The following is a 16,729-nucleotide window of genomic DNA, read 5'->3' on the forward strand; positions in this document are numbered from 1 at the left end:
TATAAAACAAGTTTTACATATCTGGTGCCGATGGTTGAGCTCACCGGCTAAGCTGTTGAGTCATGCCTGCATCCTATCGCTCCCGGAGCGTAGTGATTTGCGCATTGCATGCTGTGTGCCAACAAAAGCATCATAACAGCGCCATATGACCGCCTTATGACGTAGCTCTAACAATGCACGCGCGCCGCCGCGCGGATCGCGTACTATTCCCCCATCGCCCTTGCCTCGTACGCCCATGCCCAGCCAGAACCACCGCCTGAAGTCAACCATCCGCACCACTTTCCTGCTTACCTGCGCCGTGCTGGCGTCCTGCACGCCCTTGCCGCCGGCCCCTGCACCGGCCGCCCCTGCCGCCATGCAAGCGCCAGCGTGGCAACAGCAGGGCGTGCAGGTGCTGCACATCGTCCCGCAAGAATCCCTGCTGACCATCACCGTGCGCCGCGGCGGCGCGCTGGCGCGGCTCGGACATGACCACGTGATCGCCAGCCGCAGCCTGCAGGGCGTGGTGGCGCCTGCGCCGGGTCGCGCCGCCTTTCAGTTCCGGCTGGACGAGATGAGTGTGGATGAAGAAAGCCTGCGCCAGGCGGCCGGCTTGACGACGACGCCGTCGGCCGACGCCATCGCCGGCACGCGCCACAACATGCTGGTGCGCGTGCTCGAGGCGGAACGCTATCCGTGGGTGCGCATCGACGCCCGGCGCATGGGCAACAAGGAAGTGCTCGAGGCCGACATCACCCTGCATGGCGTGACGCGCACGGTGCAGCTGCCGGTGCGGATCGAACAAGCGGCCGATGGACGCCGCCTGCAGGCCAGCGGCAGCCTGCTGCTGAAACAGAGCGACTTCGGCATCGTGCCATTCGCCGTCCTGGGCGGGGCCATGGCCGTGCAGGACCAGATGGAACTGGCGTTCCGCATCACCGCCCGGCAGGAAATCAGCGCGCCAGGATCAGGCGCAAGCCCAGGCCGATGAAGATGGTGCCGGCCACGCGGTCCAGCCACAGGCCGGCACGCGGGCGGCGGTTCAGCCACTTGCCGACGGCGCCGGAAAAATAGCCGAGCAGGCCGAACAGCACGCAAGCCTGCGCCGTGAAGACCAGGCCCAGCTGCGCCGTCTGCCAGCTGGCATTGCCCTGGCCAGCGACGATGAACTGCGGCAGGAACGAGAGGAAAAACAGCACGACTTTCGGATTGATACTGTTGGCAAACAAGCCCTTGCCGAACAGGCGCAGCAAGGACTCGTCGGGCAAGGCCGCCGCACCATCGACCCTGGCGCCGCCACGGCTGCGCAAGGCGCCGATGCCCAGCCACACGAGGTACAGGCCGCCAGCCACTTTCAGCAGGGTAAATGCGGTGGGCGAGGCGGCCAGCAGGGCCGACACGCCGATGGTCGCCAGCACGGTGTGCGTAAGGCAGCCGAGGGCGCAACCGAGGCCGAACGCCATGCCCTGGCGGCGCCCGCGCGACATGCCCACGCCCAGCACCATCAGGTTGTCGGGGCCGGGACTGGCGGTAATGACGACGGCGGCGGCCAGGAAGGCCAGGAACTGGTCAGGACTGAGCATGAATATCTCGCAAGCAAAAGGCGCCATGATACCGGAGCGCTCGCCATGCCGGCAGGACATGAAATTGCCCGTGTGCCACCGAGAGTCGATTAAAATGGGTACTCCACAGCAAACGGCGTTGCCGCCATTTTCCGCGCGACCATCACCAAACCCATCGATGCCAGCCCACCCGCCCCCATCCAGCCACCGCGCTTCCAGCTCCCGCGTCAGCGCCTGGCTATGCGGCTGGCCGCTTCTGTTCAGCTTGCTGATCAGCCTGCTGGGCCTGGCGGGTGCGGCGCAGGCGGCACCCTTGCCCCTGAACAAACAAGGCATCCAGCACCTGGGCAACGGTGGGCAACTGTTTCTCGCCGGAAGTGAGGCCGCACCTGCCGATGCGGCCGCCCTGCCCGCCTGGCTGGCGCGCCAGCGCCCGGCCGAACAGGTCGACCTGTTCGGCGGCGCCTACTGGCTGCATGCGCAAGTGCGCAACGACAGCAGCGTAGCGGCCTGGGTCATCGACCCGAACGATACCCTGATCGACCTGGTCGATGTGCACGTGTATGGCCCCGGGCCACAGACGGCGCCGCAGACCCTGCTGACCGGCTACCAGCGCCCGCACGAGTATCTATTGCACTACGGCAGGAACGTGCAGCTGGCGCCCGGTGCCACGTATGACATCCTGATCCGCTTTTCCAGCCCCTATTACGCGCGCGCACCCATGTTCGGCGTGAAGACGCAGCAGGATTACCGCAAGCTGGTGGGCAAGGAAAACTTCCTGATGGTGGCATCCATCGGCGCCCTGCTGGCGCTGGGCCTGTTCAATTTCTTCATCTTTTCCATCACCCTGGAAAAAGCCTCGGCCTATTACGCGCTGTACGTGCTGACCTATGGCCTGGCCTGGGCCATGACCTTCCACGTCTTTGCCGACCTGTTCGACTGGCACATGCTGCAGCTGCATTACGTGCCGTTTTTCCTGCTGCCCGTCTTCAGCACCCTGTTCTACACGCATTTCCTGCGCCTGCGCGACTACTCGCCCCTGCTGTACCGGATCAGCAAGGTCAACCTGGTGTTGCCCTTGCTGTTCCTGCCCAGCTGCTTCTTCGCCCTGTCGTATGCCCACACCCTGGCCACCATCGCCATCAGCATCTGGATGCTGCTGGCGCTCATCTGCGGCATCGTCGTCTGGTGCCGCGGCTACCAGCCGGCGCGCTTCTTCGTGCTGGCCTTCGTCGCCCTGATGCTGCCCGGCTTTCTGATCCTGCCGGCCAACCTGGGCCTGATGCCCGCCATGGTGGCCAACGCCCAGCTGGTGACCCTGCTCGGCGGCACCTTCGACGGCTTGCTGCTGGCGTTTGCCCTGGCCGACCAGATCCGCCTGCTGCGCAACAACCTGGAACAGCGCGTGCAGGAACGGACTTTGGCGCTCACCCTCAGCAACGACGCCCTGCTGAAGGCCAAGGAACACGCGGAAGTGGTCAGCCGCCACCGCATCGATTTTCTGTCCGCCATGAGCCACGACATCCGCACGCCGCTGGCCGGGGTCATCGGCATGCTGAAATTCGCCCTGCGCGACCAGTCTGTACGTGGCCGTACGCAGGAATACCTGCGCATCGGCCTGCACAATGGCGTGTCGCTGCTGACCATCCTCAACGACATCCTCGATTTCTCGAAGATCGACGCGGGCAAGCTGACCCTGGAAACCGTGGACTTCGACCTGCTGGCGCTGATCGGCGACGCGGCCGGCATCGTGCAGGGCCAGGCCGATGCGAAAAGCCTGCTGCTGCGCCGCGAACTGGCGCTGGACCTGCCGCGCTACGTGCGCGCGGACCCCACGCGCCTGCGGCAAATCCTCATCAACCTGCTGGGGAACGCGCTGAAATTCACGGCCAATGGCGAAGTGCTGCTGGAAGTGCGGCGCGCCCGCACGCCGCCGCGCCACGATGGCCGCAGCGCCATCGAATTCATCATCAGCGATACGGGTCCCGGCATCGACGCGGACACCTTGCCCCGTTTGTTCCAAAAATTCGAGCAGGCCGACCATTCCACCACGCGCCGCTACGGCGGCACGGGCCTGGGCCTGGCCATCTGCAAGGAACTGGTCGAACTGATGGATGGCATGATCGGCGTGGAGAGCCGCGTCGGCATCGGCTCGCGCTTCCATTTCACCTTGCCGCTGCAAGACGGCAGCGCGCCGGCGGCCGACGCGCGCCGGCCCGCACGCCACGCGCGCCACGCCTGCCGCCTGCGCATCCTGTGCGCCGAAGACGTGCGCACCAACCAGATCATCATCGGCACCCTTCTGGAAGGCATGGGACATGACGTGACCATCGTGGAAAACGGCGAGCAGGCGCTGCGCGCGCTGGGATCCGGCGCCTACGATTGCGTGCTGATGGATGGCCGCATGCCGCAGATGGATGGCGAACAGGCCGCGCGCCTGATCCGCGACGGCGGCAACGCCCAATTCCCCATTCCCGACGCGCACATCCCCATCCTCGCGCTGACGGCCAACGCCAGCGAACATGACCGGCAACGCTACCTGGCCGCCGGCATGGACGACTTCCTCAGCAAGCCCGTCGACGAAGCGCTGCTGTTCGAGAAAATCGACGCCATCATCGACCTGCTGCTGGCGCGCGGCCACGCGCTGCCGCCTGCCACGCCCACCGAAGACGACGCCCTGGCGCGCCAGTTCGGTCTGGAAGGCGCCGCCGACGAGCCACCGGCGCCGGCCGATCCCATGACGGCGCCCGTGCACATCCTGCCGCTGGCAGGCCTGTCGCCGCAGCACTTGCAGCGCATCGCACAAGCGTTCCTGACGGAAGCGCCGCGGCGCCTGGACCTGGCCTGCCACGCCGTGCGCGACGGCAACGCCAGCGCTGCCGCTGCCGCCTTCCACGCCTTGAAGGGCAGCGCCGGCTACCTGAGCCGCCCTACCCTGCACGGCCTGTGCCACCAAATGGAAACCCTGGCATCGAACGGCCAGCTCGATAACGTGGAGCAGTTCCTGCCGCAGCTCCAGGCGGCGCTGGATGCGGCGCGGCGCGACCTGGAAGCTCAGCCTGCCGGCTGAGCCATCCAGCCATGCGCCCGCAGCCATGCCAGCAGCAGCTGCGGCCAGGCGGCCGGCTCGCTGCCCGGCTTGCCCAGGCCCCAGCCATGGCCGCCGTGCTGGAACAAATGCAGCTCGACGGGCACGCCTGCGCGGCGCAGGGCTGCTGCCATCAGCCGGCTGTTCTCGGGCGGGGAAATGGGATCGTCCAGCGCCTGCGCGATGAAAGCGGGCGGCGTGCGCGCATCGACATGCAGCTCCACCGACAAGGCGTCGCGCGCCGCCTGCGTGGGATGGGCGCCCAGCAACTGCTTCTTCGCGTGTGTCGTGTCGAATGGCGCTTGCATGGTCAGCACGGGGTACAGCAGCACGGCAAAGTCGGGCCGCGCGGAGACGCCATCCATGGCGTCGACGGGCGCGTAGCGGGAAGCGTCAGGCCGCACGGCCGTCATGCCGGCCAGGTGCGCGCCGGCGGAAAAACCGAGCATGCCGATGCGCGCCGGGTCGATGCCCCACTCGGCCGCCCGCGCGCGGATCACGCGCATGGCGCGCTGGCCATCCTGGAATGGCGCGGCCACCCCGCCGCCTTCGCGTGGCAGGCGGTACACAAGCTCAAACGCCGTGATGCCCTGCGCCTGCAGCCAGTTGGCGGCCGGTCCGCTCTCCTTGCCCGCCTCGATATGCGCATAGCCGCCGCCGCTGGCAAGCAGGATGGCCATGCCGTTCGGCTGCGCCGGGCGGTGGGCGATCAGGTAAGGCTGATCAACCTGCGTGATGGAGCCCTTGGCGCTGTCGCGCTGCGGCCCAGGCGCCGCGCCGCCGGGCGGCGCACCGGGCCACAGCACAATCGCGCCGGGCGGCGCGGCGCCCGCGTACAGGTGGACAAGGACAAGACTCAACAGCATCAGGCGTTGCATGGCCCGCTCGCGCAGGGAACAATGAAACGCCATCATAGCGAAATAACTAAAAATCCGTCTCCCCCTGGATCACGGCCGGATAGCCCGTCATGGCACGCGAGGTCTGCATGCCGGCCATCACGGCAGCCTCCACGCAGCCCGCATTGATGCCCGTCTTGATCCAGTCGCCAGTGAGGAACAGGTTGCTGAAGCCCGACTGGTCGGTGGCCAGCCGGTACTGCGTGCTGCCCACCACCGACATCACGTAGCGCTCGGACGGATCGACATTCGCGCGCCAGTACTGGCTGTCGAAGCGCGCCGGCCCCGCCCCCTCCTTCGCATCGACCAGCCATTGCCACGGAAACGCGCCCGGCCCGCCCGCTTCGGGCCACAGCGCGCCGATCTCGCGCTCCAGCTGGTGCAGCGCGCCCTGCTTCGCCCTGGCCGCGCAGCGGGCCGGGAAATCCGTGTCGGTGACGGGCGGATAGCTGTCGACGGGGAAGGCGCTGCAAAAATACGAGACATTTTTCGGTTCATGCCCCGCCGGCCAGTCTTCGTGCGCCAATAATTGATCCATCGGCGCCCACGTGTCGTACGGCTCCGTGAAGGCCGACAGCACCGGCTGCTGGCCTTTCGGCTGCGTGGTCCAGCCCATCTGCGCCAGATTCTTGTTGATCCATACCTGGTAGGCCTGCGTGGCCACGGTCTGTACCTTGTCGGCCGCCAGTTGCAGGGCCGGGCTTTGCGCCAGCAGTTGCGGGCACAGGGCCTGCAGCGAACCGATGGAAATGCCGAACACCACCTTGTCGAAGTCGACGCCCTTCTTCAATACAGTGGCGGGCAGCTGCCGGCCGAACGCCTGCTGGTACTGCTGCGGCCAGTCGCTCCAGTACGACTCCAGGTTGACTTCCTGCGCTTGCAGCAGCGCGGCCTGGGCTGGTTCGATCTGCGCGTAATCGGGCGCGCTGGGCCAGCAAGCCAGTCCCTTGACGTCCACCAGCGGCGCGTAGCCGGCGGCGGGATCCTTCAATTGCACCTGCTGCGTGATGCGGATGCTGTCGATGTCGCCCGCGCCCGGCACCAGCTCTTCCACGCGCTGGAAGAATTTGAATTCCACGCCGCGCTTGCGCAGCACTTCGTACATGGGCGTGAAAATCGTGTCGCCCATGCCGGCCTGCATCTTGAACATGATGCCGCCCTTGTAGGCCAGGCCGATGCGCGCCATCGCCCGCAAGAGCGTTCCCGCCTCGATGTTCGGTTTCGCAAAATCGCCGCCCTCGTAGGCGAACACCAGGTCATAGAAGCCGCGCACGGGCGCCGAATTGACGCTGAACTGCTCGTCGCCGCCATGTTTTTTCAGCCAGGCGCGGAAGTCGATATCGTTGATGACGTCGAAGCCGTTCTTGAACACGCCATCCTCGAACATGCCCTTCATGACCGTGATGCCCAGGTCCAGGCAAATGAACAGGCGGCGCAATTCATCGTCGCCATCGATCAGGGCGCGGTAGCGCAGGCGCAGCCACGCGCGGATGCCGTTCAGGGTACTGGCCAGCAGCTGGTGGCGCGCCTGGTCGTGGCGCGTGGAATCGGGCGCCAGGTCGGCCACCAGCGCCACCAGCGCGCCCACGGACAGGCCCACGTCCAGGCCCAGTTCATCGGCCTGCCCCACCACTTCGTCGGCCAGCCGGCGCAGCCAGCCCGGCCACACGCCTTCGCCTTGCGACGCGCTGGCGCGCACGATGCGCGCGTCGGCGTCCGCCACTTGCCGGATCTGGCGGATCCACTGCTCGATCCAGCCCACCATGGCGATGGCCATCTGCCACAGGGTGATGTCTTCGCCGCCCTCGCCCGGCTCGCCCGGCAAGGTGGGAAAGACGATGGACCAGTTGCGCCACTTGCCCTTGACGTCTTCCGACAGGGCCACGTAATCGTGCTGTTTGAAAGCGTCGCGCCAGGTGGCCAGCGGCGCGCCGGGCGGACGCTCCAGGCTCGCGTACGCTTCCTTGATCATCTTGAAGGCGTTCGCGTAAAAGCCGAACCAGATGTGCAGGCCGTGTTCCTCGATGCGCTGGCCCACCTGTGCATTTCGCCCGCTGGCCCCCTTGCCGCCCAGGCGCCAGCCCAGCTGGTAGACGGTGATGGCATGCCGGTTTTGCCAGCCCGGCTGGTTCGTCAGATAATACGCCGTGGTCATGGCCGCCACGCCGCCACCGAGGATGGCGATCTTTTCCGGCGCGATGCGGGAATTGTCGACCAGCTCCTCGCCCGGCATGGCCGTGAAGTCGAAATTCACCTGGAACGGCAATATCGCCGCCTGCGGCCCCAGTTTGAGACCCAGGGTCTGGTCCAGCGGGAAGCTGTCGAACGCATGCAGCGTGCATTCATATTCGTAGCCGAGCAGGCGCGCGCTGTGCAGGCGGTTGATCTCGGCGGGCGCGGCCACCAGGGCCTGGTACACGGCTTTCACGCCGGCGCTGTCGGGGAATTGCTTGAGGAATATCTGGTCGATGCGGGGGGTGCGCAGCAAGGACAAAATATCGGCCCAGCCGGCCTGGTCCATGTCGAAGAAATCGGGAATGGAGAGGAAAATCTGGAACGCCTGCTCGATGAGTTCCAGGAAACTGTTGACGCTCTTGTGCTGCCCTGTCTGCACGGTGGCGTTGACTTCCAGCAACGGATGCAGGGCCAGTTTCGTTTCCGGCGAAAAATGCTGGAAGCCCTTGGCAGCCACGGAACAGCGCAGCGGCTCGCTGCCGGCGGCGGGAATCTCGTAGTCGCACAGGTATTTCGGATAGCCGAACAGCTCGCGCCCGTTGATCAGGGCCATCGCGTCATCGACGAAAATGTGGCACGGATACCAGTAGATATGCGCAAGCTTGCCCTGGGCATCCATCTGGCCGACCATGATCCAGGTGACGATGTCGACTTCCGTGATCCAGCCCTTGGCCTGGTCGACGGGGTTGGCGGAGTCCGCATGGTTGACGCGCGTAAACGTCAGCATGACATACGGCGACAGGACTTTCAGGGTCATCTTGCTGCCCGCCACCTGGTTCAGGGTGGTATTCACGGTCGCTTGCAGTTTCGCCAGCTCGCCCCTGACGAAATAACCGTACATTTCCGACTGTTTCAATTGCAGCGGCGAGTGCATCATCACCGAACCGCCCTGATAGATATACGAAGGTCTTGCCGAAGGTGTCGCCGTCATTGCCCTGTCCCCTTTAAGTTTCAGTCAAACAAGATTTCTACAGTGTATTTGAGAAATATCAATGAATGATATGAAATAAATTAAAGGATTTGCCAAGATGCATAGGCTTGGAGGCGATCCCGGCAGAAAGCCGCTTGCGCACGGCAGCCGGGGCAAGCCCATGCCATCGGGTGTACGATGAAGCATCTTGAGCATTCCGAGCAACATGCCATGGCAATGATTACCACCGACTACGTTTCCACCTATTCAGGCAACCGTTTTTATCCCTTGCGCCCGCATATCGACAAGGTAGCCATCGAGGACATCGCCCACGGCCTCGCCTACCAGTGCCGCTTCAATGGACAGACGCAAGTGTTTTACTCGGTCGCCCAGCACAGCCTGATCGTCGCCGAACTGGTGCCACCCCATTTGCGCCTGGCCGCCCTGCTGCACGACGCGGCCGAAGCCTACCTGGGCGACATGGTGAAACCCTTGAAAGTGTTGCTGCCGGAATTTGCCGTACTGGAAGACAAGGTCAGCGCCATCATCGCCGCCACGTATGGACTGGATTTTTCCGATTACGCGCCCATCAAGCGGGCCGACCTGATCGCGCTGGCCACGGAAAAGCGCGACCTGATGCCGCACTCGGCCGAACGCTGGGCTTACCTTGACGGCATCGCCCCCTTGCCCGGTATAATCGAGGCCATGGGCCCTGCCGAAGCCAAGCAGCGCTTCCTGCATGCCTTTGCCCAACTGGGCGGGCTTGGGCTGGCCGCATGAATGCTTCCACCCTGCCGTACGAATCGGCGCTAAGCCCCGGTTTTTTCACGGCTTTTTTAGATATCCACAGCAACTGTGGATAAAGTTGTTGATAAGCCCCTCTTGACAAGCCGCAACGCCAGTATTGATGCGGGTTTCAATAATTTGCTGATTTCACAGGCAATTTTTTACCCCAATGAAATCAATGACTTGCAATCATGAATTTGCGCTGGCGCAAACTTAATCTGCCACCATGAAAATATATTTTTGCTGTGCATAAGCCGATGTGGCGCGAGGCCGTCTTGCTTGAACAGCATTGTTTTGACAAACCCCGCAGACTGGCATAGTGTGGAGTAGCGAGTACGATCAACGGTGGATAAACGCATGAATATAGATAGCGATAGCGCCGCCAAGGAGGCGGACGAACCCGACTGGCTGGTCGACGAACCGCTGGGACGGACAGACGCGGCGGCAGAACCGTCCACTGCGGCGCCTTGGCGCGTGCTGATTGTCGATGACGATGTCGACGTGCATGTGGTGACCAAGTTCGCCCTCAGCCAAGCCAGCTTCCAGGGACGCAGGCTGAGCTTTTTGCACGCGTATTCGGGCGCCGAGGCGCTGGCCTTGCTGCGCAGCACGCCTGATATCGCCGTGGTGCTGCTCGATGTCATCATGGAAACCCAGGATGCCGGGCTGCAAGTGGCGCGCCAGGTCCGCGAAGAACTGCACAACAGCGCCGTGCGCATCATCCTGCGCACGGGCCAGCCCGGCCAGGCCCTGGAACACCGCATCATCATCGATTACGACATCAATGATTTCTGGTGCAAGACCGACCTCACCACGCGCAAGTTGTTTACCACCGTGATCGCCTCGCTGCGCACCTATGCCACCTTGCGCGAAGCGCAGCAGCAGGTTACCGAACTCGCTGCCGCCCTGGCCCAGTGCGGCGACACGCCGGCGGCGCCGGCCAGCGGCACGCCCTGACCAGCGGCCGCTACTTTCAGTCATAAAAACAAGAGCACTGGATAGGCATACAGGCTTGTGGAATGCCCCATTTTGGCCCATCTTGCCCGCCGATTGCATGGGTTGGGCGGCTCCCATTTCCTAAGTGGCGGATTGTTAAGCGCTTTTTCAGATATCCACACGGACTGTGGATATCTTTGTGGATAAGGGCCTATTGACAGGCCTCAAAGCCACAGCCCGTGCGGCTTTCAATAAACTGCTCAATCAAACAGCAAAAATAAAACACATTAAAATCAAGCACTTAGAAACTCACACATAATCACAAGAAAATTATTTCGCCAATTTCGTTAACTCATCATTTGTGCATAACTGAGCCGTAATGATCAATCCGACAACAGCGGATCGCGGCCTCCGGCAACACAGTTGCCGTGGGGATACTTAATGCACGGTCTGGCGGCGCTGCTCGGGATGCAGCAGCACGCGCTCGATCAGTTCCGGGGCGACATTGTATGACTTCAGGTATTCCAGTGCGCACAAGGTACTGAAGGCCGCCTGCACGGCGATGCCCAGATTGACGATATCGCACATCTTCTGGTCGACCCGGGCATGCAGCACCACGGTTTTGACGGGCATATGCAGCGTTTCTGTGGAATGAGGCATGATGAACAACTCCTGCGAAGGGGACGGAGGGAGGAGACGGCGTAGCGGTGCGACCCGCGACAGCCCGGACAGGGACAGCGGTTATGTTGCCGATAAAAGTATTGCCGATAAACCCTCGATGTCAATGGCAGGGAAACATGAGCCACGGTTTTTTTCTTGCAGGCACAAGCGCAGCCGAAAGCGATGGACAAGCGCGATCGGCCACGGCGATAATCAGCCATGCCCTCCCCCTCCTCCATCCAGCCCGACCTGCCCCGCCCGCAGCCCGCCTCGCTTGCCGACCTGTTCTTCTCGTTCACCTGGCTGGCCCTGCAGGGATTCGGCGGCGTGCTGGCCGTGATCCAGCGCGAGATGGTCGAGCGCAAGCGCTGGCTGACGCAGGAAGAATTTCTGGAAGACTGGGCCGTGGCGCAAATCATGCCCGGGCCAAATGTCGTCAACCTGTCGCTGATGGTGGGCGGGCGCTATTTCGGTTTGAAAGGCGCGCTGACGGCGCTGGCCGGCATGCTGGCCGTGCCCCTCCTCATCGTGCTCGTGCTGGGCGTGCTGTACACGCGCTTTGGCGACAATGCGCAGATGGCGGGCGCCTTGCGCGGCATGGCGGCCGTCTCGGCCGGCATGATCGCCGCCACGGGCGTGAAACTGGCTGCCGCGCTGGGCAAGCATCCGCTGCCCTTGTGGCTGACCTTGTCCATCACCGTGCTCGGCGTGCTGATGGTGGCGATCTTCCGCTGGCCCCTGCTGTACATCCTGCTGGGCCTGGGCGGCATCGGCTGCCTGCTGACCTACCGAAAGCTGTCCGCATGAATCCGCCCCTGCAACTGGTGTTGAGCGCGGGCGACTGGCTGAACCTGTTCGGCCACTACCTGATGCTGTCGCTGATGTCGATCGGCGGCGCCATTTCCACCACGTCCGAAATGCACCGCTTCCTCGTCGAACAGCATGGCTGGCTGACACAGGCGCAATTCAACGAATCGATCGCCATCGCCCAGGCCGCGCCCGGCCCCAACGTGCTGTTCGTCGCCCTGATGGGCTGGAACGTGGGCATGAACGCGGGCAGCTACGCGGCGGCCTACCTCGGCGTGCTGGTGACCATGGTGGGCATCATGCTGCCCAGCACCACCCTCACCTACGTGGCGGCCCAGTGGGGCTACCGCAACCGCGACCTGCGCCCCGTGCGCGCCTTCAAGCAAGGCATGGCGCCCATCGTCGTCGCCCTGCTGATTTCCACGGGCATGATACTGGGCGGCGCCAACCATGACATCCGCACGGACTGGCCCCTGTGGAGCCTGTCCATCGTGGCTGGCCTGATCATCTGGCGCACGAAGATCCATTTATTGTGGCTGCTGGCGGCCGGCGCCGTGCTGGGCTGGTTCCAGCTCGTCTGACCTTACACGGCCAGGTGCCGCTTCACGTCCTCGCCATCCATCTGTTCCGCCTTGCCGCTGGCGACGACACTGCCGCGCGACAGGACGATGAATTCGTCGGCCAGTTCGCGGGCAAAATCAAAATACTGTTCGCACAGCACGATGGCCATGTCGCCCCGCTGTTTCAACAGGCTGATCACGCGGCCGATATCCTTGATGACGGAGGGCTGGATGCCTTCCGTCGGCTCGTCGAAGATGATCAGCTGCGGCTCGGCCAGCAGGGCGCGGGCGATGGCCAGTTGCTGCTGTTGCCCGCCCGATAAATCTCCGCCGCGCCGCTGCAGCATCTCCTTGAGCACCGGAAACAGTTCATACACGTGGGGATCGATGCGCGCAGCTTGCCGGCCGCCCTTGCTCGCCATACCCATCAGCAAGTTTTCCTCGACCGTCAGGCGCGCAAAGATGTCGCGGCCCTGCGGCACGTAAGCGATGCCCAGCTTGGCCCGCGCATGGGGCGCCAGCCTGGTGATGTCGCGTCCATGGAACACCACCTTGCCCTGCGCCACGGGCAGCACGCCCATCAGGCATTTCAGCAAGGTCGTCTTGCCCACGCCATTCCTGCCCAGCAAGGCCAGGCATTCGCCCTTGCGCGCCGACAGGTTGATGCCGCGCAAGGTGTGCGAGGAGCCATAGTATTGATTCAATTGTTCGACTTCCAGCATGCTTACCTTCCCAGATAGACTTCGATGACCCGCTCGTCCGCTTGCACCTCGTCCATGCGGCCCTGCGCCAGCACGGCGCCTTCATGCAGCACGGTGACAATGCCTTGCCGGGCGATCTCCGTCACAAAACCCATGTCGTGTTCGACCACCATGATCGAATGCTTGCCGCGCAACTCATTGAGCAACTCGGCCGTGCGCGCCGTTTCCGCATCCGACATGCCGGCCACGGGTTCGTCCAGCAAAATCAGCTGCGGCTCCTGCATCAGCAGCATGCCGATTTCCAGCCACTGCTTTTGCCCGTGCGACAGCAAACCGGCCGGCCGCGCCTCCTGGCCGTTGAGGCGGATCAGGCGCAATATCGCGTCGATCCTGCCTTCCTGCTCGGACGTGAGGCGCGCAAACAGGGTGGGCGCCACGCGCTTGTCCATCTTCATCGCCAGTTCCAGGTTGTCGAACACCGTGTGCTGCTCGAACACGGTGGGGCGCTGAAACTTGCGGCCGATGCCCGCGTGGGCGATCTGCGCTTCCGTCATGGTGGCCAGGTTCATGGTCTGGCCAAACCAGGCCGTGCCGGACGTGGGCCGCGTCTTGCCCGTGATCACATCCATCATCGTCGTCTTGCCCGCCCCGTTCGGGCCGATGATGCAGCGCAATTCGCCCACGGAAATATCGAGGCTGAGCTTGTTGATGGCCTTGAAGCCGTCGAAGGACACGCTGATGTCTTCCAGGTACAAAATGGCGCCATGCGTCGTATCGACGCCCTCGCCTTTCACGCGCGAGTACGTCGGCCCCGCTTCCGCGCTGGCCATGCCGGGCAACATGCGGATACTCATGCGGCCTCCTCTGCCATGGCGGCGGTTTTTTTACGTTTGAGCTTGTTCAGCACGCCCAGCATGCCCTGCTGCATGAACAGCGTGACGACGATGAACAACAGGCCCAGCGCGAACAGCCACAGTTCCGGCAAGGCAGCCGTGAACCAGCTTTTCAAGCCGTTGACGGTGAAGGCGCCCAGGATGGGACCGATCAAGGTGCCACGTCCGCCCACGGCCACCCACACGACCATTTCAATGGAGTTCGCCGGCGACATTTCGGACGGGTTGATGATGCCCACCTGCGGCACGTACAGGGCGCCGGCGATGCCGCACAGCACGGCCGACAAGGTCCACACAAACAGCTTGAACCACAGCGGGTTGTAGCCGAGGAACATCAAGCGCGCCTCGCTGTCGCGCACGCCCTGCAGCACCCGGCCCAGCTTCGAGCGGACGATGGCGCGCGCGCCGATCAAGGCCGCCAGCAGGAAGGCCAGGGTCAGCAGGAACAGCACGGCCCGCGTGGCGGGCGCCGTGATGCCATGGCCGAGGATGGTCTTGAAATCCGTGAAACCGTTGTTGCCGCCAAAGCCAGTGTCATTGCGGAAGAACAGCAGCATGAAGGCATACGTCATCGCCTGGGTGATGATGGAAAAATACACGCCCTTGATGCGCGAGCGAAAGGCAAAGTAGCCAAACACAAAGGCGAGCACGCCCGGCACCAGCACGACGAGCGCCATGCAGTACCAGAAATGTTCCGTAAACGCCCAGTACCAGGGGTAGGTTTTCCAGTCGAGAAAGACCATGAAGTCGGGCAGGCTGCTGTGGTACTGGCCCTGGTCGCCGATGGCGCGCATCAGATACATGCCGTGCGCATACGCGCCCAGGGCAAAGAACACGCCGTGGCCCAGGGACAATATGCCCGTGTAGCCCCAGACGAGGTCCAGCGCCAGCGCGGCCAGCGCGTAGCACATGAACTTGCCCACCAGCGCCACCGTATAGGCGGACACATGCAGCGCATGCCCTTCGGCAAACGCCAGGTTAAATACCGGCAACAACGCCGCCAGCACAGTGCATCCGGCGATGGCCAGCCAGACGGGCCGCGTGAACAGGCCAGGCTTGATTTGATAGGAGGTAGTCATTCGACGCTGCGTCCCTTCATGGCAAACAGGCCCTGCGGCCGGCGCTGGATGAAAATGATGATGAATACCAGAATGGCGATCTTCGCCAGCACGGCGCCCGCCACCGGTTCGAGGAATTTGTTGACTTCACCCAGCCCCAGCGCGGCAATCACGGTGCCGGCCAGCTGGCCCACGCCGCCAAGCACCACCACCATGAAGGAATCGACGATGTAGCTTTGGCCCAGATCCGGCCCCACATTGCCCAGCTGCGACAGGGCCACGCCACCGAGCCCCGCGATGCCGGAACCGAGACCGAAGGTCAGCATGTCGACCTTGCCCGTGGCCACGCCCACGCAATCGGCCATGCGGCGGTTTTGCGTCACGGCCCGCACGAACAGTCCCAGGCGCGTCTTGTTCAGGATCAGCCACACGGCCGCGACGACAACGATGGCAAAGACGATGATGGCCAGGCGGTTGTATGGCAGCACGAGGCCGCCCAGCACGGTGACGCCGCCCGACATCCAGGCGGGATTGGCCACTTCCACGTTTTGCGCGCCGAAGACCGTGCGCACGGCCTGCATGAGGATCAGGCTGATGCCCCAGGTGGCCAGCAGGGTTTCCAGCGGCCGGCCATATAGCCAGCGGATCACCGTGCGCTCCAGCATCACGCCCACCAGTCCCGCGACCAAAAAGGCGGCCGGCAAGGCGGCCAGCAGATACGCATCCTGCAAGCCAGGCAGGTAGCTGCGGAAGAACAGCTGGCACAGGTAGGTCGTGTAAGCGCCTATCATCAGCAATTCGCCATGCGCCATGTTGATGATGCCCATCAATCCAAACGTGATGGCCAGCCCCAGCGCGGCCAGCAGCAGCACGCTGCCCAGCGAAATGCCGTAGAACACATTGCCGGCGAACTCCATGCGCGCCACCCGTCCCTTGATCTGGCGCATGGTCTCGATGGCGGCCAGCTGCACGGCCTCGTCCGGCTCGCCGGCCTTGCCATCTGGCCCTTTCTCCAGCATGGCTTGCAGCACGGGCAGCAGACGCGCATCGCTGCTGCCCGCCAGCGCCTGCACGGCGGCCTTGCGCGTGGCGGCGTCGGGCGCATGCAGGTTGGCGCTGGCGATCAGCACCTGCAATATCTGTTTGATGTCAGCATCGTTTTCCTGCGCCAGCGCACTACGGATCAGGGGGACCTGTGCGGGATCGACGGATTGCTGCAGCGCCTGCGCGGCGGCCAGGCGCGTGGCCCGCTCCGGCGCCAGCAGTTTCAGCCCCGACAAGGCGCCCGCCACAGCCGCGCGCAAGCGGTTGTTGACCATCACGCCGTCGATGCCATCGGGCAGCGGCAGGCTCTGGCCGCTTGCCGGCTCATATGCCCGTTCACCGTCGACGATATACACCTTGCCGTCGGGGGCCGCATATAACTGATCGTCCTGCAAGGCTTGCAGCACACGGGCGGCCTCGGGCGTGGCCAGGGCGGCGATCTGGGCGACGGCGGCGATCCTGGTGTCGGGATCGTCGCCGGATAGCGCTTTGAGCAGATCGGGAGGGATGGCAGCCTGCGCCAGCGAGGATAGCAACAGGCAGGCGAGGACCAGCAGTTTGGAGATGAACCTCATTGTAAGTTCCATGGAAAAACTGCACGGGGCGTGCGCTTA

At 63.8% G+C, this 16,729-nt stretch carries 14 protein-coding genes; 6 read left to right on the top strand and 8 right to left on the bottom strand.

What is annotated here, in order from left to right:
• Positions 1–235 precede the first annotated feature (235 nt).
• Positions 236–970, top strand: coding sequence for a YceI family protein (locus tag CSQ91_RS11135; RefSeq protein WP_240317574.1), 735 nt, complete (start codon positions 236–238; stop codon positions 968–970).
• On the opposite strand, the gene CSQ91_RS11140 is transcribed toward CSQ91_RS11135, so the two are convergent.
• Positions 933–1,562, bottom strand: a complete 630-nt coding sequence (locus CSQ91_RS11140; RefSeq protein WP_034779141.1) for a LysE family translocator — start codon at positions 1,560–1,562, stop codon at positions 933–935. The two genes, CSQ91_RS11135 and CSQ91_RS11140, sit on opposite strands and share 38 nt — an antisense overlap.
• On the opposite strand from CSQ91_RS11140, the gene CSQ91_RS11145 reads away from it, so the two are divergent.
• A complete protein-coding gene (locus CSQ91_RS11145) occupies positions 1,561–4,611 on the top strand; it encodes a hybrid sensor histidine kinase/response regulator (protein ID WP_257217291.1) in 3,051 nt (1,016 codons plus the stop codon). The two genes, CSQ91_RS11140 and CSQ91_RS11145, sit on opposite strands and share 2 nt — an antisense overlap.
• Here the strand turns inward: CSQ91_RS11145 and CSQ91_RS11150 are convergent.
• Both CSQ91_RS11150 and CSQ91_RS11155 read right to left on the bottom strand, forming a co-directional pair.
• A complete protein-coding gene (locus CSQ91_RS11150) occupies positions 4,596–5,507 on the bottom strand; it encodes an alpha/beta hydrolase (RefSeq protein ID WP_257217292.1) in 912 nt (303 codons plus the stop codon). The two genes, CSQ91_RS11145 and CSQ91_RS11150, sit on opposite strands and share 16 nt — an antisense overlap.
• 46 nt (positions 5,508–5,553) lie before the next feature.
• Positions 5,554–8,691, bottom strand: a complete 3,138-nt coding sequence (locus CSQ91_RS11155; RefSeq protein WP_257217293.1) for an NAD(P)-binding protein — start codon at positions 8,689–8,691, stop codon at positions 5,554–5,556.
• A 210-nt stretch (positions 8,692–8,901) separates the two neighbouring features.
• Between CSQ91_RS11155 and CSQ91_RS11160 the strand changes: the two genes are divergently transcribed.
• Positions 8,902–9,450 (top strand): phosphohydrolase, encoded by a 549-nt coding sequence (locus CSQ91_RS11160; RefSeq protein WP_092605902.1) that lies wholly within the window; start codon positions 8,902–8,904, stop codon positions 9,448–9,450.
• A gap of 363 nt (positions 9,451–9,813) precedes the next feature.
• A complete protein-coding gene (locus CSQ91_RS11165; protein ID WP_083299743.1) occupies positions 9,814–10,413 on the top strand; it encodes a response regulator in 600 nt (199 codons plus the stop codon).
• A 417-nt stretch (positions 10,414–10,830) separates the two neighbouring features.
• Here the strand turns inward: CSQ91_RS11165 and CSQ91_RS11170 are convergent, their stop codons facing one another.
• Complete coding sequence (locus CSQ91_RS11170; protein WP_099388279.1) at positions 10,831–11,052, bottom strand: hypothetical protein; 222 nt, start codon at positions 11,050–11,052, stop codon at positions 10,831–10,833.
• A 219-nt stretch (positions 11,053–11,271) separates the two neighbouring features.
• Here CSQ91_RS11170 and CSQ91_RS11175 point away from each other — a divergent pair, with 219 nt between their 5' ends.
• The gene (locus CSQ91_RS11175) at positions 11,272–11,859 is read left to right on the top strand and encodes a chromate transporter (protein WP_052139945.1); all 588 of its coding nucleotides are present in this window, start codon (positions 11,272–11,274) and stop codon (positions 11,857–11,859) included.
• Complete coding sequence (locus CSQ91_RS11180; protein WP_034779146.1) at positions 11,856–12,440, top strand: chromate transporter; 585 nt, start codon at positions 11,856–11,858, stop codon at positions 12,438–12,440. Before CSQ91_RS11175 ends, CSQ91_RS11180 begins: the two co-directional genes overlap by 4 nt.
• Before the next feature lie 2 nt (positions 12,441–12,442).
• Here CSQ91_RS11180 and urtE read toward each other — a convergent pair whose 3' ends face one another.
• The 4 genes from urtE to urtB are packed head-to-tail and all read right to left on the bottom strand — an operon-like array spanning position 12,443 to position 16,702.
• The gene (gene urtE, locus CSQ91_RS11185; protein WP_070280244.1) at positions 12,443–13,141 is read right to left on the bottom strand and encodes an urea ABC transporter ATP-binding subunit UrtE; all 699 of its coding nucleotides are present in this window, start codon (positions 13,139–13,141) and stop codon (positions 12,443–12,445) included.
• Positions 13,142–13,143: 2 nt separating this feature from the next.
• Complete coding sequence (gene urtD / locus CSQ91_RS11190; protein ID WP_070280243.1) at positions 13,144–13,974, bottom strand: urea ABC transporter ATP-binding protein UrtD; 831 nt, start codon at positions 13,972–13,974, stop codon at positions 13,144–13,146.
• Positions 13,971–15,092 carry an urea ABC transporter permease subunit UrtC gene (gene urtC, locus CSQ91_RS11195; protein ID WP_099388280.1) on the bottom strand — a complete coding sequence of 374 codons (1,122 nt, stop codon included), beginning with the start codon at positions 15,090–15,092 and terminating at the stop codon, positions 13,971–13,973. The genes urtD and urtC overlap by 4 nt, the downstream gene beginning before the upstream one ends.
• Positions 15,089–16,702 carry an urea ABC transporter permease subunit UrtB gene (gene urtB, locus CSQ91_RS11200; RefSeq protein WP_099388281.1) on the bottom strand — a complete coding sequence of 538 codons (1,614 nt, stop codon included), beginning with the start codon at positions 16,700–16,702 and terminating at the stop codon, positions 15,089–15,091. Before urtB ends, urtC begins: the two co-directional genes overlap by 4 nt.
• Positions 16,703–16,729 lie beyond the last annotated feature (27 nt).

The organism is Janthinobacterium sp. BJB301, from assembly GCF_002735685.1.
GTDB lineage: Bacteria > Pseudomonadota > Gammaproteobacteria > Burkholderiales > Burkholderiaceae_D > Janthinobacterium > Janthinobacterium lividum.

Bases quoted from the DNA above. Each gene is read 5' to 3' on its own strand.
- CSQ91_RS11175 (WP_052139945.1), top strand. From the start codon at position 11,272: ATGCCCTCCCCCTCCTCCATCCAGCCCGACCTGCCCCGCCCGCAGCCC.
- CSQ91_RS11145 (WP_257217291.1), top strand. From the start codon at position 1,561: ATGAATATCTCGCAAGCAAAAGGCGCCATGATACCGGAGCGCTCGCCA.
- CSQ91_RS11160 (WP_092605902.1), top strand. From the start codon at position 8,902: ATGGCAATGATTACCACCGACTACGTTTCCACCTATTCAGGCAACCGT.
- urtE (WP_070280244.1), bottom strand. From the start codon at position 13,141: ATGCTGGAAGTCGAACAATTGAATCAATACTATGGCTCCTCGCACACC.
- CSQ91_RS11165 (WP_083299743.1), top strand. From the start codon at position 9,814: ATGAATATAGATAGCGATAGCGCCGCCAAGGAGGCGGACGAACCCGAC.
- CSQ91_RS11135 (WP_240317574.1), top strand. From the start codon at position 236: ATGCCCAGCCAGAACCACCGCCTGAAGTCAACCATCCGCACCACTTTC.
- CSQ91_RS11180 (WP_034779146.1), top strand. From the start codon at position 11,856: ATGAATCCGCCCCTGCAACTGGTGTTGAGCGCGGGCGACTGGCTGAAC.
- urtB (WP_099388281.1), bottom strand. From the start codon at position 16,702: ATGGAACTTACAATGAGGTTCATCTCCAAACTGCTGGTCCTCGCCTGC.
- CSQ91_RS11150 (WP_257217292.1), bottom strand. From the start codon at position 5,507: ATGCAACGCCTGATGCTGTTGAGTCTTGTCCTTGTCCACCTGTACGCG.
- urtD (WP_070280243.1), bottom strand. From the start codon at position 13,974: ATGAGTATCCGCATGTTGCCCGGCATGGCCAGCGCGGAAGCGGGGCCG.
- CSQ91_RS11170 (WP_099388279.1), bottom strand. From the start codon at position 11,052: ATGCCTCATTCCACAGAAACGCTGCATATGCCCGTCAAAACCGTGGTG.
- CSQ91_RS11155 (WP_257217293.1), bottom strand. From the start codon at position 8,691: ATGACGGCGACACCTTCGGCAAGACCTTCGTATATCTATCAGGGCGGT.
- CSQ91_RS11140 (WP_034779141.1), bottom strand. From the start codon at position 1,562: ATGCTCAGTCCTGACCAGTTCCTGGCCTTCCTGGCCGCCGCCGTCGTC.
- urtC (WP_099388280.1), bottom strand. From the start codon at position 15,092: ATGACTACCTCCTATCAAATCAAGCCTGGCCTGTTCACGCGGCCCGTC.